Origin of the sequence: Sporomusa rhizae (assembly GCF_041428845.1) — a bacterium.
Classification (GTDB): Bacteria; Bacillota; Negativicutes; order Sporomusales; family Sporomusaceae; genus Sporomusa; species Sporomusa rhizae.
In genome coordinates this window covers 1,670,970-1,687,492 of sequence record NZ_CP156925.1, presented here as the reverse complement: position 1 = coordinate 1,687,492, position 16,523 = coordinate 1,670,970, and the positions used below count along the sequence as shown (strand labels likewise).

13 protein-coding genes and 1 pseudogene are annotated in these 16,523 nt (G+C 36.0%); 4 read left to right on the top strand and 10 right to left on the bottom strand.

Annotated elements, in window-relative coordinates; genetic code table 11:
- Nucleotides 1-173: 173 nt before the first annotated feature.
- From SRRS_RS07475 to SRRS_RS07455, 5 genes and pseudogenes are all read right to left on the bottom strand, one after another.
- A pseudogene (locus tag SRRS_RS07475) lies at nucleotides 174-1,563 on the bottom strand (transposase).
- A gap of 564 nt (nucleotides 1,564-2,127) precedes the next feature.
- A complete protein-coding gene (locus SRRS_RS07470; RefSeq protein ID WP_371367639.1) occupies nucleotides 2,128-3,534 on the bottom strand; it encodes a TIR domain-containing protein in 1,407 nt (468 codons plus the stop codon).
- A 467-nt stretch (nucleotides 3,535-4,001) separates the two neighbouring features.
- Nucleotides 4,002-4,424, bottom strand: coding sequence for an OmpH family outer membrane protein (locus SRRS_RS07465; RefSeq protein WP_371367637.1), 423 nt, complete (start codon nucleotides 4,422-4,424; stop codon nucleotides 4,002-4,004).
- A 33-nt stretch (nucleotides 4,425-4,457) separates the two neighbouring features.
- Nucleotides 4,458-5,252 (bottom strand): hypothetical protein, encoded by a 795-nt coding sequence (locus tag SRRS_RS07460; protein ID WP_371367635.1) that lies wholly within the window; start codon nucleotides 5,250-5,252, stop codon nucleotides 4,458-4,460.
- 422 nt (nucleotides 5,253-5,674) lie between these two features.
- A complete protein-coding gene (locus SRRS_RS07455) occupies nucleotides 5,675-6,286 on the bottom strand; it encodes a transposase (RefSeq protein WP_371367633.1) in 612 nt (203 codons plus the stop codon).
- Between the two features lie 340 nt (nucleotides 6,287-6,626).
- Here SRRS_RS07455 and istA (SRRS_RS07450) point away from each other — a divergent pair, with 340 nt between their 5' ends.
- The 4 genes from istA (SRRS_RS07450) to istB all read left to right on the top strand — a co-directional run bounded on the left by istA (SRRS_RS07450) (nucleotide 6,627) and on the right by istB (nucleotide 11,525).
- Nucleotides 6,627-8,174, top strand: coding sequence for an IS21 family transposase (gene istA / locus SRRS_RS07450; protein WP_371367631.1), 1,548 nt, complete (start codon nucleotides 6,627-6,629; stop codon nucleotides 8,172-8,174).
- A gap of 6 nt (nucleotides 8,175-8,180) precedes the next feature.
- Nucleotides 8,181-8,957 carry an ATP-binding protein gene (locus SRRS_RS07445; RefSeq protein ID WP_371367629.1) on the top strand — a complete coding sequence of 259 codons (777 nt, stop codon included), beginning with the start codon at nucleotides 8,181-8,183 and terminating at the stop codon, nucleotides 8,955-8,957.
- A 251-nt stretch (nucleotides 8,958-9,208) separates the two neighbouring features.
- On the top strand, nucleotides 9,209-10,759 hold the full coding sequence (istA, locus tag SRRS_RS07440; protein ID WP_371363667.1) for an IS21 family transposase: 1,551 nt from the start codon (nucleotides 9,209-9,211) through the stop codon (nucleotides 10,757-10,759).
- The gene (istB, locus tag SRRS_RS07435) at nucleotides 10,749-11,525 is read left to right on the top strand and encodes an IS21-like element helper ATPase IstB (protein ID WP_371363668.1); all 777 of its coding nucleotides are present in this window, start codon (nucleotides 10,749-10,751) and stop codon (nucleotides 11,523-11,525) included. Before istA (SRRS_RS07440) ends, istB begins: the two co-directional genes overlap by 11 nt.
- On the opposite strand, the gene SRRS_RS07430 is transcribed toward istB, so the two are convergent.
- From SRRS_RS07430 to SRRS_RS07410, 5 genes are all read right to left on the bottom strand, one after another.
- Nucleotides 11,514-11,834: a hypothetical protein gene (locus SRRS_RS07430; protein ID WP_371367627.1), complete on the bottom strand. Its 321-nt coding sequence runs from the start codon at nucleotides 11,832-11,834 to the stop codon at nucleotides 11,514-11,516. The genes istB and SRRS_RS07430 overlap by 12 nt on opposite strands.
- A gap of 243 nt (nucleotides 11,835-12,077) precedes the next feature.
- The gene (locus tag SRRS_RS07425; protein ID WP_371367625.1) at nucleotides 12,078-13,697 is read right to left on the bottom strand and encodes a DUF2326 domain-containing protein; all 1,620 of its coding nucleotides are present in this window, start codon (nucleotides 13,695-13,697) and stop codon (nucleotides 12,078-12,080) included.
- Complete coding sequence (locus tag SRRS_RS07420) at nucleotides 13,687-13,860, bottom strand: ABC-three component system middle component 7 (RefSeq protein WP_371369743.1); 174 nt, start codon at nucleotides 13,858-13,860, stop codon at nucleotides 13,687-13,689. Before SRRS_RS07420 ends, SRRS_RS07425 begins: the two co-directional genes overlap by 11 nt.
- 43 nt (nucleotides 13,861-13,903) lie before the next feature.
- Nucleotides 13,904-14,704: an ABC-three component system protein gene (locus tag SRRS_RS07415; protein ID WP_371367623.1), complete on the bottom strand. Its 801-nt coding sequence runs from the start codon at nucleotides 14,702-14,704 to the stop codon at nucleotides 13,904-13,906.
- 45 nt (nucleotides 14,705-14,749) lie between these two features.
- On the bottom strand, nucleotides 14,750-16,153 hold the full coding sequence (locus SRRS_RS07410) for a hypothetical protein (protein WP_371367621.1): 1,404 nt from the start codon (nucleotides 16,151-16,153) through the stop codon (nucleotides 14,750-14,752).
- Nucleotides 16,154-16,523 lie beyond the last annotated feature (370 nt).

Here is a 16,523-nt window from a genome sequence, read left to right as displayed (position 1 = left end):
GGGTACTCTCCCATGGCAGTTGTGATATTTGCTTTAATAGGATTTTGGTGTAGATAGGACTAGGGGACGGTGGTACTGTCTTGCTTTATCTTTTCAATAAATCCTTCCTTAGACGAAACCACCGCCCTGGAAGCAAAGGGACGTTCTGAAACCAATGATATATCCATGTTTTTTTAGCTTATCTGCATAAATAGCGGAGTCAATCTGCAATATGCTATAAAATTGGCCATCTGTTTCCCAAACACATGGCCACAAAAGGATAGTAGTGCTGCTATCCTTTTAAGATTTACGGCTAAAGCCGTTAGCTTGGCTTGCATTGACATGCTTTTTAGACCGTACCCTCGGGCACGATCTAATCCGTGAAAACGCTTCATTTCCCCGTTTTTCCACTCATGACTGGCGCGTTTTTTGTACTTGAGTTTAAACTGATTAGTCTTAGCAAATTGACTATGTTCATAATATATTACCCATTTCACAAAACCATTGATCACTGTCTTTATTGTAAGTAAATCTGCTTTCGTCTATTTTGTAGACGCAAGAATTTACTGGAATGATAGCTTCCACTGAGTCTGTTTGTAGGGTATCTAAAATTGGTTTTCGAAAATAAGCTTTATCTCCATACACCTCTTGTATGGTCAATCCGCATGCTTTACTTCGCTGATAGAGCTCATCAAATTTGCTACCATCTACATAGGCACCGTTATCAACTGTCACTGCGGTAATAATCCTCGTTTCTGGGATCATTGCAAATTCTACTTTATATCCGTAAAAGCTGTCTGTTTGAGATTTGTACCCCACACGGGCATCTTTATCTACAAGTGACCGAATTCCTTTTTGTGCGATAAATTTAGGATCTTGTAATACTTCCTTTGCTTCGTCAACAGCTTTTTGGCTGCTAGGCAGAATGGAGAGATCTACATGGTTTTCAGCTTTACTGATTATGGTTTCTAAATATGTCTTCATAATCTGCTTCGCTTCGTTGTGGTCCTCTATGAGCTTGTAGTTAGGAACTTCGCCAATTAGCTCAGATGGGATTTCTCCGTTTTCTTCCTCAATAGCTTTTATGATTCTTCTGGCTAGATGCTTCATGATTCTTTCTGGCACTTTTTTTATTGTATTTTCATTGGCATGAGTGGCGTCAATGCTCAGGCCGGTCCCATTAATAATACCTTTTTCTATACACTGGCGGACTACTTCCTGAATAATATCATCGACACTTGTTTCTTTTAATCTATGTCTCCTAAACTTGGTAAGTAGACTGGCTTCTGGCAAATCATCTTCGGGATTTAGTCCCAAAAACCACATATAAGCTAAGTTTAGTCTAGCTTCTTCAATGACTTTGACATCGGATAAGTTATATAGATATTGCAAGATAAGTAACTTTGCTAGCATTTCCGGCTCTTTAGCAGGCCGCCCCAGGTGCTTACAATATGAATCCTTCAGTAAATCGTTAATGAAACTAAAATCAACATTGGCTGCGATAGTCTTCAGAATATGGTCGTTGGGAATTCTGTCATATAGCACGCTATATATACTTAATTGGTGAGGCACATGTCTAAGCAAAGCAAATCCCTCCATTCCGGCAAACATCTACAGTTATATTTTACCATAATAGAGGGATGGTTGTTTATTTATTGACTTTTTCAGTGGTTTCGGACGTACATTTTGCTTCTGTCGTGCCAGAACCCGTCCCCCTCCAGAAAGCATTAAATCATGTTATGAAGCAGATTTTGCGCCCCCTTGCTTCATGACCCTCTGGAACGCCCCGAGTGTGGTACAATAAAACTTATCAATTAGAGAACTTATCCTGAAAAGAGAATACAACGGGACGGTTCTACTGTTTCCTCAAGCTACAACCCAAAAATCATACAATAGCGTCTAATCAAAGAACCTCATTCATCTCCTAACCTCTGTTAATTATTCAAGCTCGCTCGTTTCAAACCTTTATAAACCCTTCAGTCCACCATTTTTGGTTGAGTTTATATTTGGAAACGTGGAAGCCATTAGGATATTCCTTGAAGCCTTGAATACTTTTACCAGGACTAGGGGACGGTGGTACTGTCTTACTTTATTTTTTCAATAAATCCTTTCCTCAAGACATAACCACCGGCCCTGCGTCTTTAGTACTTAGAAACTCAAATTAAATTCATCAATTAAATCCATAATTACGTCTGCAGGATCCTCATCACGATATTTTTTCATTAGCATTTCTTTAATATGATCGCTAGTTATAAAAATGATCATTTTTCCATCTTCAATGAAAGAATCTTTTCGCTTTTCAAGAGCGCTTCGCACTGGTTCTTTTCTACTACATATTATCCCGAACTTGCCTATAGTTTTCTTTAGATAATCCCTAATCTGGTTCACTACTTCTTTATCAACTTCATTTCCATCCAAAGAAAAGTTTTTAAACTCAAATAGAATATATTTTGCATCATAATCGTTTCTGATAAATTTCCAATTTTCATTTTCACACCTATTAGGATACAAAGCATCCCGAATATCAATCCCCGACTCTCTTCTCGATTGGATCTTAGGTAAACTTAACGGTGGTACAAATAAATAATTGAAAATCTCAATACAAATATCCTCATAATTCTTCCAACCCTCAAAGCCTGCAGGGCACTTTTCTAACTTTTTTATAAAGTTCTGTATTTCTTCCAACTTAGAGTCTATTATATGTACACACGCATTATCTGGGATTGGCGTAATATTAAAATACTTTTTAAATAATTTAGAGTGTTTATATAATAACTCAACTAAATAAGCTTCATCCCAAACATGAATTTTAATATCAGTTATCTTATCAGAAATAAATTCCTTAGCTAATTTAGATAAACTTGAATTAGTAATAAGTAATAAATAATCCGCTTCAGCAATTTTTGTATAACCATACAATTCAGTTATTTGGCCTAACGATATTTTAGACTCTCTATAAAATTTTGCTTCAATTATCCATTTTTTCTCAATTATTGTATTATCTTGTTCTTCTTTTTTTCTTGCTACGAAATCCAGTTCATGTTTTTTTCTTCCAACTTTTGTTGCCACAAATCCTTCTAATAGAAGTAATTCATAAACTAGATTTTCAAAGTCCTCGCGATTTATAGTATTCCAATTAGGTACAGGATAATTAATCTTTTGAATTCTCATGATTTCAGATATTAATTTCTTCAATGAATAATCTTTATTATCCCTAAAATCTGCATACTTGATAGAGTTTAAAAATAGAGGTAACTCAGCTTCATCAATTTTTATCGGCACTATTCTGACACCATGGTTACTTGCAGCTCTAATTAATGCTGAATTTAACTCATAATTAACCCATACCGATTTTAACGAATTTTTACTTATGATAATTAAAAAAATACTACTAGTTTCTAATCCTTCATTTATTTTTTCAGTAATAGACTCTCCAGCGTATATTTCATTCTGGTCATACCAAACATTAATTCCACTAATAGCTAATTTATGTGACAACCAATCGGCAAATTGTTTGTCCTGGTAAGAATAGCTCAAAAAAACTTTACTGTTCATATAGGCCCCTCTCCAATGGGTTGTATTGTCATGTCACGGGGACGTGGTTTCTGACACACACCTCATGTTTCCAGAACAATTCCTCTATTAATTCCTGCCGTGACACCCCATCTGGGATAGTCTTAACGAATCGCGGGGACGGTTCCGTCGAACCAATAAACAACCCTATTCCCTATTTTGAATATTTGCTACACAAATCCAAACTCCTGCCAAATTAATACAAATTTAGCAGGAGTTTCTCTTTCGTTACTTCTATTCGATTTATTGCAAAATATCAGGGACTATAGGCACGTTAGAAATTCATGGCTTGAGGCAGATTCCGGTATTTTCCCTTACTCCGGGACAAGAAAGCTGTCCCCTCTGTCCCTTAAAGCGGTTTGGACAGGGCGGCGATCCACGACCTTGCAAATCCGCCTTTTTAAAAGGATGCAGAAGAACCGTCACCTTGTATCCTTTTTTTGTTTTCTCTATTCCATACTATTTATAACATCCTGAGTTACATCAATTCCACCAAAGGCAACAGAACCTTTATAAAGTATTATTATTAGATTCTTTTCTCTAGTAACCTTAACCATTGCTTCTTTTACTTTTACTTCTAATTGTTCTTCTACATCACGCTTTAACTTCAAAAAAGTTCCATAAGCCTCATCATTCTTTTTTTGATATTCATCCGTTGAGAGATTAGCTTTATCAACTTGCAATTGATCACCTAACTCTTTACCTTTTTCTTTTAGTTGCCTCTGAAATTCCTTTCCTAGCGGACTTTGCATCATTACAGTGTTCATATCAATAACTCCAATTCGATTCATTTCCATTGAAGGTTCTGCTGCTAATGCTGTTCCAATTGTCATAAGAGTAATTAGTATAAAATTAACTATTATTTTTTTCATTTAAATCCCCTTTACTTGTATTGAATAAATAAATTAGTTATAAATAAATGATACCGTAAAATCCTTCTTATTAATTCTAATAGGTATAGGCTTTTCAACTTCAACGCCACACCCAAGAACTCGGTAAACACCACCGTAGTTCTTTTTTGCTTTTATCGCATTTATTATTTTTCCTTGTACATCTTGATCAGTTATACCTAACTCCGCAACTTTCTTAATTATCTCTTGACAGGCATTCTCTACTCCTAATTTGCTACTAATTCTAATTTTAGAATCTATATCTTCAAAACTTTCATAAAAACCATATCCTACCGCAATTATTTCCCAATAATAATTGTTTTCCTTAAACTCTCTAATAAAGCTGTTTTTGTTGTTATGATTTTTCTCTATAAATGGATTTACATCTCGGATTTTTTGTTTGTCACATTCAAACTTAAATCTAAAAGTCACATTTAAAATATTTATATTATCTTTTTCAACTTCATATGGTCTTCCATAGTTTCCCGATGTATCCTCTTCTGTAACTTTAGCCAAATCAGTGAAATCAATCATATCCTTAGTAAGTTTAAGTTCTTCAGTTTTAACTATCCTATCTCTAAACATTTGCCTAACCATTATCTTAGAAGACAATATGGCAATGTCTCTGGCCTTGTCTAGAGTTCTACCCGTTAGGTTTACTGTTGTTTCATGCCAGATCGGTATAGCCATTACTTCGTTAAAGATTTCTGCTTTTTCGTTATTACTCAGTTCGCTAGGATTTGCGTAAACAGGAAAACTAAAAAATAATAATACGGAAAACAGCAATAGTATCATATTATTTTTTTTCATATAGTCCCTCCAATTAGTATACAACTCATATACAATATTTCCCTAAATGTTTCCTATTCCCTTGTATATAACAAATGTAGCCCGTATACAAGAAAAACCAGAGGATTACTCCTCTGCTGCCATTCTTTCACATTCCTTCACGCGCTTATAGAATGTTACCTTCTTCATGCCAACTAACTCCATAGCCTTCAAATCGCGGGAACGGTTCCGTCGAACCAAAAGGGTGTCACGGGGATGGGATGCAACGGTGGGATACAACGGGACGGTTCTACTGTTTCCTCACGCTTTAGCTACAACATTAAAAGTAAGACCGGTTATTCTTGCTATTTGTCTAATTGGTATCCGTCCATTTCTCTTTAAGCTGCCTTAGATAACCGTCTCTTTTTTCTTTTTCCATAGTTAGTAGTTGATTAGCTGCTAAATTACCCAACAATTGCCTTACTGTTTGCCTCATCATCGCTTAATCTGTCTTTGCCTTTCAATTCATGAACTTCTTCTCCATTCTCATCCATATACTCCACAAATAGTTCTCTTGCTTTCTCAGGGCTGGGGGAGAATATCTCAAGCACAAAGTTTATATCTGTTATGCTGGAATGCCCTACATATTCGACATAGCTGCTCCATGGGTACTCTCCCATGGCAGTTGTGATATTTGCTTTAATAGGATTTTGGTGTATATATCGTATTACCGACAATAAATAGCTATCGTCTTCAATAACTTGACTTTTATATCTATCCTGAAATAAATGGCCAATTCGTTTGTATTTCAGATTATACCAATAAACATAGCTTACTCCTATTCGCTTCATTAGCTTCTCTATTGGCTCATTATTTTCTTTTAAAATTAGATGGACGTGATTATCCATAAGGCAATAAGCAAAAATGTTAAATCCACATTTTTGCTTATAATGCGTTAAAGTATCAATAAATTTAATTCTATCCTCATCGTCTTCAAATATAGTTTGTCTGTTTATTCCTCTTAGCATTATATGATATATTCCGTTTTTACTTTTCTTCCGGGCAGTTCGTGGCATTTTGCTCACCTCTTTAACACTTTACCCATATTATAACATTTTTTAAGGAAACACAAGAACCGTCCCTTTGTTTCCCCTGCTGTCTTTAGCATTTATCTTGACAATTTGATCGGGTTTTACTTTGCGAAAATAACTTGCATATTTAATTACTTGCCAATGCACGCCTGCGCCCGTATTGAATAATCCGGAGCTGATTACCCTGCCTGTCCGGTCACTGGAAACCGTCATTCCGGTTTAAAAGAAACCAACCCTCCGGTGTTGGAAACCGTTTAAATATATCTTCCTTATAATGTAACCATGCACCAGATGGTGTAAATACATTATAAGGAGGTCATGATATATGACCAAGTATCGTGAAATTCTTAGGCTACATAGCTTAGGATTCAGTCAGCAGAACATTGCATACAGTTGCAGTGTCTCTAAGAAGACGGTGAACATCGTCCTGAAAAAGGCAAAAGAAAATAATATCTCTTGGCCACTTGATGATGGCCAAACAGATGAAGTGCTTGCCGGGATTCTGTTTCCGGCAAAAGGCAAACATTCAGACACATCCAGAAAGCGGATGCCCGACTTCGCCTACATTCGCAAGGAGCTTCTCCGCAATGGTGTAAGCAAAAAACTTCTGTGGACGGAATACATGGAAGACTGTCGCCAGTCAGGCGAAGATCCCCTTATGTATTCACAATTCTGCTATTATATCCAACAAGATGAGCAGAAACGCCGTGCTACCATGCATATCAACCGTAAGCCTGGAGAGCAGATTGAGGTCGACTGGGCTGGCGACCCGGCACAAATCACTGATCCGGATACCGGCGAGATCATTAATGCCTACCTCTTTGTCGGTGTAATGACTTACAGCCAGTATGCCTTTGTCGCAGCATTTATTAATGAGAAGCAGCGGGCATGGATTACAGCCCATGTTCACATGTATGAATTTTTCGGCGGTGTGGCTAAGATTCTGGTACCGGACAACTGTAAAACTGCCGTAATGCATAACAGTAGCTGGTACAATCAGCAGGTCAATGCTGTTTACCATGAGATGGCAGAACACTATGGAACCGCTATTATCCCTGCCCGTGTCAGGACTCCCAAGGATAAGCCTAATGCAGAGGGAACGGTTGGGAATATCTCCACCTGGATTACCGCTGCACTCAGAAATGAGCAGTTTTTCTCCCTTGCCGAACTGAACATAGCAATCAAGGAAAAACTGAAAGCGTTTAATGCACGCCCCTTTCAAAAGAAAGAGGGCAGCCGGCTCAGCGTATTTCTTGGGGAAGAAATGCCCTTGTTGGCACCGTTGCCTGCTACCCGATATGAACTGGCGGAATGGAAACAAGCCACCGTTCAGTTCAATTATCACATATCTGTCGATGCAATGCTGTACTCTGTTCCATTTGAGTACATAAAACGCAAAGTCGACGTCAGGGTAACAGACAAAACAATAGAAATCTTTTACAACCATACTCGTATCGCTTCCCATCCACGTCTTCACGGACGTAAGGGGCAGTATGATACGATTGTGGAGCATATGCCGGAAGACCACCAAAAATATCTGGAGTGGAACGGCAATCGTTTCCGCCAGTGGGCAGAACGGATTGGCAGCAATACGTACAAGGCTGTCGATGCAATCCTTACCTCGAAACCTGTGGAACAGCAGACTTACCGGAGTTGTATGGGACTTCTAAAGCTTATGGACAAGTATTCTGTAGAAGCATTGGAGGCGTCTTGTGCAAAAGCTTTAAGCTATACAGCCTCGCCCAGCTACAAAAGTATCAAAAACATACTCACAACCGGTAGCTACAAGTCTGAGTCGGAAGATAAAAAATCCGAATCCACAAACAGCAATCAGCATGGCATCACCCGTGGTGCCAGCTATTACAGGAGGTAAGCGCATATGACAAACCAGAGTACGATGGATAAGCTAATTGAAATGCGTCTGACCTCAATGGCAGATGCATTCCGCAACCAGATTAATGATCCTAAGATGAAGGAAGTTCCTTTCGATGATCGTGTAGGAATGCTAGTGGACATCGAATACAGCAGCCGCAAGAGCAACCGCCTTAAAAGACTGATTAAGCTTGCTGAATTCGACCAGCCTGAAGCAAGCATGATGGATATCAACTATACTTCAGGCCGCAAGCTGAACAGATCGCTGATTCAGAGATTGTCAACTTGCGAATATATCTCGGAACACCGGAATTTATTCATTACCGGCGCAACAGGCAGTGGGAAGAGCTACATGGCTTGTGCCTTTGGAATGGAAGCCTGCAAGCAGTATCTTAATACCAAGTATGTACGTCTCCCAGATTTGCTCATTGATCTTGAGATGGCCAGAGATGAGGGTACCTACAAAAAGGTCATGGCAAAGTATGCGAACCCGGTTCTACTTATTATTGATGAATGGCTTCTGCTGAAACCATCGGAAAATGAGCAAAAGGATATCTTTGAATTGCTTCATAGAAGACGCAGGAAATCCTCTACAATCTTCTGCTCCCAGTACCGTCCTGATGGATGGTATGAGCAGCTTGGTGGTGATGCCAGCCCTCTGGCTGATGCCATTCTGGATCGTATTGCGCATGATGCCTACAGAATCAACATTGAAAGCATTGATCCTGCAAAGGATGTATCCATGCGTGAGGTATATGGACTAGATAAGTCACAAAGCGAATAAACTCGCACAAAGCGGTTTCCCAGTTCCGGACACTCGGTTTCCGCCTTTCCGGAACTGCGGTTTCACCGCACAAGAATATTCACCCGTATTGAGTATTCCGGTCTCAAAGTCATCACCTGACCGGTGATTGGAAATCAGTATACCGACTAAATGGAAATCAACATACCGGCAAACAGAAATCAATAATTGCTTGTCCTATAATGAATTTATACATCGAATGATGTAAATTCATTATTAGGAGGGTCAAATTTATGACCAAGTACAGAGAAATCCTTAGGCTGACAAGCCTAGGATTCTCACAACGTAATATCATGCAAAGTTGTGGTGTTGCTCAGAAAACTGTCGTAAAGATTCAACGCCGTGCTAAAGAGCTAGGAATATCATGGCCTTTAGACGAATCAATGACCGACAAATCTTTGGAAAACTTGATGTTTCCAAAAGAACAGAAAAACTTTGGGAATAAACGACTCCCCGATTTAGTCCACACTCGTAAGGAATTGCTTAAAAATGGTGTAAGTAAAAAATTATTATGGACTGAATATTTAGAAGACTGCCGACTAAACGGCGATGAACCGCTTATGTACTCGCAGTTCTGCCATTACCTTTTGCAAGATGAGCAAAAACGTCGTGCTACGATGCATATTAGCCGCAAACCAGCTGAACAGGTCGAAGTAGATTGGGCTGGAGATCCAGCAAAGATTATTGATCCTGATACTGGTGAGGTTACTGAAGCTTATCTTTTTGTCGGTGTTATGACATATAGCCAGTACGCCTATGTGGAGGCTTTTATCAATGAAAAGCAGCGTGCTTGGATTACGGCTCATGTCCATATGTACAACTACTTCGGCGGTGTTGCAAAAATTCTTGTTCCAGATAACTGCAAAACTGCTGTAGTTCATACAAAAGATTGGTATACACCTAAACTTAATGTAACTTATCATGAAATGGCTGAACATTATGGCACTGCCATTATTCCAGCTAGGATTAGAAAACCTAAAGATAAAGCAAATGTTGAAGGTACTGTTGGCAACATTTCCACATGGATAACCGCTGCGCTTAGAAATGAACAATTCTTCTCTTTGGATGAACTTAATGCTGCAATCCGAGAAAAACTCGAAGCATTTAACTTAAGAACTTTTCAAAAGAAAGAAGGTAGCAGATGGAGCCTCTTCCACCACGAAGAGTTGCCTTTCCTAAGCCCCCTACCAGCTACCTTTTACGAACTGGCGGACTGGAAACAAGCCACCGTTCAGTTTAATTATCACATATCACTCGAAGGAATGCTATATTCTGTTCCATATGAATACATCAAACTCAAAGTCGATGTGAGGGTAACTGATAGAGTCTTAGAAATCTTTTACAATCACAATCGTATTGCATCTCATAAACGCCTTTACGGCCGCAAGGGGCAATACAATACTATTCTGGAACATATGCCGCCGGATCATCAGAAGTATCTAGAATGGAATGGAGATCGCTTTAAGCATTGGGCCAAAAAAATTGGGACTAATACTCATAAAGTCATTATTGCCATCCTATCCTCCAGCCGCGTGGAACAACAAACCTATAAAAGTTGCATGGGATTACTCAAGTTAGCCGAAAGACATTCAGAATCACGTCTTGAATCGGCTTGTGAGAAAGTTTTGAGCTACACAGCAAGTCCAAGTTATAAGAGTATCAAAAATATTCTTACCACAGGAATTAAAGAGAGCTTAAAACCAGGCACAGAGAATCCCCCGAAAAACAATTATGGCGTAACACGCGGTGCAAATTACTATGGAGGTAAAGGCAATGATAAATAATCCAACAATTGATAAACTTATAGAAATGCGTTTAACTGCAATGGCCGAAGCTTATCTGCAACAAGTCTCTGATCCTAAGATGAAGGAGATTGACTTCGAAGACCGTATGGGCATGGTGGTTGATATTGAATATACCAGAAGAAAAAACAATCGCTTGAATCGCCTCATTAAAAATGCTGAGTTTGAGCAACCGGATGCCAGTATTATGGGAATCAACTATTCATCAGGACGAAAAATCAACAAAGATTTGATCAAACGCCTTGCGACTTGCGAGTACATCGCAGAATTCAGAAATATTTTCATCACTGGTGCAACAGGCTGTGGTAAAACATATCTTGCCAATGCCTTTGGCATGGAAGCCTGTAAGCATTACTACAAAACACAGTATGTTCGTCTGCCGGATCTACTTCTAGATCTCGAACATGCAAGGGATGAAGGCACTTATAAAAAAGTAATGATGAAATACTCTAATCCCGTTCTTCTGATAATTGATGAATGGCTACTTTTGAAACCTACTCAAAATGAAGCAAAGGACATTTTCGAACTCCTTCATCGACGAAGAAAACGTTCATCTACAATCTTTTGTTCTCAATACAGGCATGAAGGTTGGTATGATCAACTTGGCGGTGATGCTTCACCTCTGGCTGATGCCATTCTTGATCGAATCGTTCATGATTCGTACAAGATAAATATCGAAAGCATTGATCCAACGAAAGATTTATCGATGAGAGAGGTTTATGGATTAGATAAACGACTAAGCGAATAAATTAAGGCATTGGACTACCAAAGTATGATTTCCAGTTCCGGACTCATGATTTCCTTGTTTCCGGAACTGCGATTTCATCGCACAAGAATATTCACCCGTATCATCTCTTTTTAGCTCAATGACTACCAAATTCCCTTCACGGTCGAGGGCTAAAAGATCGGTTCTTTCCCTAGTCTTATCAAACTCATTGAACTCTTTGGCAATAATGAAAAGCTCCTCGCCCAGTATATTGGGGTTATCAGCAATCCATTCCTGAATATCATAACGTTCCTTAAAGCCTTCGATACTAAATTCTGTTTCATGTATCACTTCAACTTTTTTTCCGATTCTTTAACTTTATACAATTGACTTGTGCTCATATAATATTACTTTTCCATATTATTCGTGTTCGACAAGGTGATACGCACTCTCTTCCTACCAAAATATTGCAAATTACCATTAGTTCATCAAACAACGCTAATTGGGGTACTGAAGTGAGCGTCAAAGTACCATGCTGTTTTAGTGGAGAAAGAGTTTTATTCATATCGGAATAAAACAACTTGGCTCGCCTGTCTATGAAAGTTTTTTATCGTTCCATGAGCGACCAAAAAGTTCATTTCCAACTGATAGTTCTAAAACTTTAGTTGCCTTCAATATTTCTTGACTTTGCAAAGTATACGCAGATATTTTATCAAAAGAAATAAATATCTGTTTATCAACAGAATTATAAATTAAAAAGATTTTTTCAATAGCTATGTCAGAGATTTGTTTTAATACTATAGAATCATGTATCAAAATTGGTAACTGAGTTAATTCTAAGATACTTAAATCATATACAATCATACTTTTATACGAAGTTCCCGTTCCAGTATCATCCGCAGTAAAAAATATGTATTGATTGTTATTAAATATTATAGTAGGAGGCTTTTTCGTTTCAGAATATATTAGATCATTAATTTCTAACATCTTCGCATTAATTAAAGTCTGGAGATTTTGTAATTGTTCTAATTTCATATTATCCCTGCGCTGCTTCGCATCAATTTTTGCTTCAGTTAATGATCCTAACTTTTCAAAAGATTTATTCTCATTTTCTAAGGTTTCAATTTGTTTTTGAATGTTTGAATATTTCATCAATACCACCTTAGATAAATTTGAAGATTGTGAAACTGCCTTGACCGATTCTTCTAAATTATCTATATGGCTTTGTGCAATTGATATTAATCGCTCCAATTCAGATTTTTTCTGTTTTAATTCAGACTTTAAGACTAACCCAATTTCTTTATGAAACTGTTCAATTTCAGATATTCTTTTAATGGATACATTAGGAAAGAATATCTGTAAATCATCAAATTTCTCTGATTTTAAATTCATATTTTCATCAATATTTAAACTAATCATTCGTAATTGAGAATAAAGTCTGCTACGATGTCTCTTTGCAATTGATATTTCGTTTTTCAGCTTTAATAATTCATCAGTTTTTATAGAATCTAAATCCAACAAATTTTCGTCTAAGTCTTTTGCTAACTGCTCTTTCCCATTAAATAATAATTCCAATTCTTTTATATTTTGTATGTATTTTCTTTTACCAATAGAAGATACATATTGATATCTTTGTGCTTTTTTATATGTATCAAGTTCCGATTCTTTTCTTTTTAAGAGCTTATCTAACTCTTCAATAAATCTATATAAATCAAATAATTTTAGTAATGCGTTAGTTGGATCACCTGCTTTTTCATTATGAACTCTATGCAATGGGTGCTTCTCATCTAAGTTTTCTTTTCCATATACTCTTGAATAACGTCCAACAATATCACGAAAACTAATATTCTCCAACGAAATTTTATACATATTTTTTAAAAATGCACAATAGCTGTCCCGCGAAGTAACCATTTTAACTCTATATTTTTCATCACAATTATTGACATTCTCAAAATCATCAGTACTTCTTGAAAAAAAATACTTGACTCCATTAAAAATAAAACAATATTTTATTAAATGATTTCCAATATTTTTCTGCACATCTGATGATAACATAACATAATCTTTTCCACCAAATACAAAATCAATAATCATTAAAAAAGTTGATTTGCCAATCGAATTGCTACCAAAATTATCACCCAAAACAGTATTGAGTCCTGCATGAAATTCTACACGTTTTTGTTTAAATTCATCACATATAATTTCATACAGCATATCTTAGTCTCCTCAATTTATAGTCATAATCAATCTTTCCTAATGAATAAAGACAATCTAACGTATAAAAAAATTCAGTAATATCATCAAATTGATCGATTACACATATATATAATTGATAAATTGTGATGTCCTTTTTTTTACTTATTACTCCTAAAACCATAGGAAATTTACTAATAATACTTTGATTATATGAAAATAATTTATTAGGTAATTTCATGAAACACCTCGCAATTTTGTACAAAAAAACAAACGACAATTTCACAAGATTCTAAAGAAACTCTTGCCTTTATTTTTGATCGCAACCAATTTACTAACGTATTAAATATGTCACTTTTATCGATCTTTTCGTTTTCACACTTTAAAAAACTTGTCTTTATTTCATTTGCAATAATATTAAAATTAATTTGATCATTTTGCTCTAATTGTTGAAAAATTTCTCTTATGAAAAAATAATAACTACAAACATATGATTCAATTTTACTTTTCAATATTGTATAGTTGCTTTCAAATTTATCTGCTATTTTTACACCATTATATTTCAAATTTACTTCTTTTAATGTATTCATATCTACTGTACTAAGAGAATTTATTACTAAGATAATTTCATCCTCTAAAGGTTGATGCGAAATAACTTCTTTTGCATTAGCTATACTCAATAGTTCTCTTTTTATTTTCACCAAATTCAGATATTCATCTTTAGTTACATCATCATCATACAGACCATGACAATCTTTACATAATGCAATTTTATTTTCAAAATCTTCACAATTCGTTCCTAGTCGCTCTAGTCCATATAATTCTTTTACTTGCTTTGAAGAAGGGCTATTGGGATAAATATGAGCTATTTGGTAAAGTTTACTCTTGTTTCTTCCTTTAGTAGCCAATAAATTTTTTCCACATAGCGGACATAGCCCCTCTACTTCCAATAAATATGCATGATCCATATTTTTAGCAATAGGGATTCTGTCTATTAAATAAGGATCGACCTCTTTCGCTTGTTGCAAATAGGCCTCCTCCCTTCAAACATATATTAACTAAATGAAGGAATTTTATTTATTATATTTGCTCGCAGATTCTTTAGGCTTAGCATCTATAATTATTACTTCCGGAACGTTTTCTTTGTTTTCTTTCTTCAATTCATATATTTTTATAACTTCTTCAATTCTAGTTTTAGGACCACCATTATCAATTATCAAAAATATCTTATTTTCCGTCTTTTCGGCTTTTGCATATTCTTCAATCTGAACCTTAAATCCATGCACAACATTAGGGTTAGATGTTAGTTTTATTTCTACAATGGTTTTATCTAAACCATTGCTCATTTTAAAATCTACTGGTCCCCTCCCAGCATCAGATTCAGGGCTTACATCTAGATTATTGGCTTCACAATAACTCTCTGCCACGCATAAAAAAGCTCGTTGAACAATTTTTTCTCCACGGGGTTTTTCGTCAGAATATAACAGTTCATAAACTTTATTATTTTCAACCAAATCTTTAAATTTATTAACTATCAACATTGAAATTTCTTTAGAATTTTTTGGTATACTTGCAATTTCTAAAGGATATTCTGCAGGTAATTTTCTAGCTCTCTTTGCTACTAAATAATCACCACCGCTATCTTTATTAAAATCATATGCCTCCACTTTAGTCTTTCTATAATCTTCTAAAAAGCGATTTAAAGTGTCAGACCTTTTAAATATATATTTTTTTATATATTCTTTTTTTACATGCGTTGCAAGTTTTCCCCATTGTTCGCCAACCATTTCATTTATTTCAGCTCTTATTACTGCGTTTTCACGACAAACTCTATCAATGTCATCCCAATCCCTAGCAATCGGCAGTTCATGCAAAACATCTTTTGGTAAAAGTAATATCTTACATTTTTTATAAGGATTATATATTATACCTTCATTATCGAATTTCAAATATGGGTACTGTGAAGGGATTATATTTAATGCTTTATTAATTCTAATTGTATATTCAAAAATGTTGGGATAAATAATACGGGCTATCATATCACTTAATCTGTCAGGCCCTACATTATTCTCAAACAAACCTATTAAATGGAAAATTTCCGGCTGATTAGATGCTATTGTAATAATTTCCTTTGCATCATGTATTATGATCCTCTTCAGCTCATCCCCAAAACCTGATCCATGTTTTCCTTTAGAGAAACCCAGTCCTATTCCATTTACTTCCGGAAAATTAAATTTTTGTAGCGCTGTTTTATAAGCTCTATCTGTTTCACTCTTTGATGCTAGAAGTAAAATACCTATTTGCCTAAAATACTCATTAATTTCATTGTACGAGTTAACGAATTCTGGTATATTCGTTTCTTTTAAACGTTTTATATTTATAAAATAATTACTATCAATATCTAGTAAAAGATCAAAGGCTCCAATATCATCAATTTCATTTTGCAACCCTAATTCAGTTGATAAAAATCTAGGCATATCTACACCTTCCATAATATAAATCTAGAATTTTCAAATTCAAAGAGGACAACGGGGACGGCAGACTGTTTGAAAACTAACTTGCCTATTTTTCATTCCCCACTTTGCTCTTGAAAATCATCTAATTAATGTCTTGCGAAAGCTAGGAATGAAGGAACAAGGGGACAGGTTCATTGTCCCACACATAACAAATCACCTGGCCGACAATCGCGTCTTACTCAAAATCATTTTAATAATCCAATTACTATTCCAGCGTTCTACCGGATCTCATCGAGTCCAATACACAACTCTATTCCCTATTTGAAATATTTGCTAGACAAACCCAAACTCCTGCCAAATTAATACAAATTTAGCAGGAGTTTCTCTTTTA

Coding starts and splice junctions, on each gene's coding strand:
- SRRS_RS07445 (WP_371367629.1), top strand. CDS start 8,181: ATGACAAACCAGAGTACGATGGATAAGCTAATTGAAATGCGTCTGACC.
- SRRS_RS07470 (WP_371367639.1), bottom strand. CDS start 3,534: ATGAACAGTAAAGTTTTTTTGAGCTATTCTTACCAGGACAAACAATTT.
- SRRS_RS07455 (WP_371367633.1), bottom strand. CDS start 6,286: ATGCCACGAACTGCCCGGAAGAAAAGTAAAAACGGAATATATCATATA.
- istA (WP_371367631.1), top strand. CDS start 6,627: ATGACCAAGTATCGTGAAATTCTTAGGCTACATAGCTTAGGATTCAGT.
- SRRS_RS07460 (WP_371367635.1), bottom strand. CDS start 5,252: ATGAAAAAAAATAATATGATACTATTGCTGTTTTCCGTATTATTATTT.
- SRRS_RS07410 (WP_371367621.1), bottom strand. CDS start 16,153: ATGCCTAGATTTTTATCAACTGAATTAGGGTTGCAAAATGAAATTGAT.
- SRRS_RS07425 (WP_371367625.1), bottom strand. CDS start 13,697: ATGCTGTATGAAATTATATGTGATGAATTTAAACAAAAACGTGTAGAA.
- istA (WP_371363667.1), top strand. CDS start 9,209: ATGACCAAGTACAGAGAAATCCTTAGGCTGACAAGCCTAGGATTCTCA.
- SRRS_RS07465 (WP_371367637.1), bottom strand. CDS start 4,424: ATGAAAAAAATAATAGTTAATTTTATACTAATTACTCTTATGACAATT.
- istB (WP_371363668.1), top strand. CDS start 10,749: ATGATAAATAATCCAACAATTGATAAACTTATAGAAATGCGTTTAACT.
- SRRS_RS07420 (WP_371369743.1), bottom strand. CDS start 13,860: ATGGTTTTAGGAGTAATAAGTAAAAAAAAGGACATCACAATTTATCAA.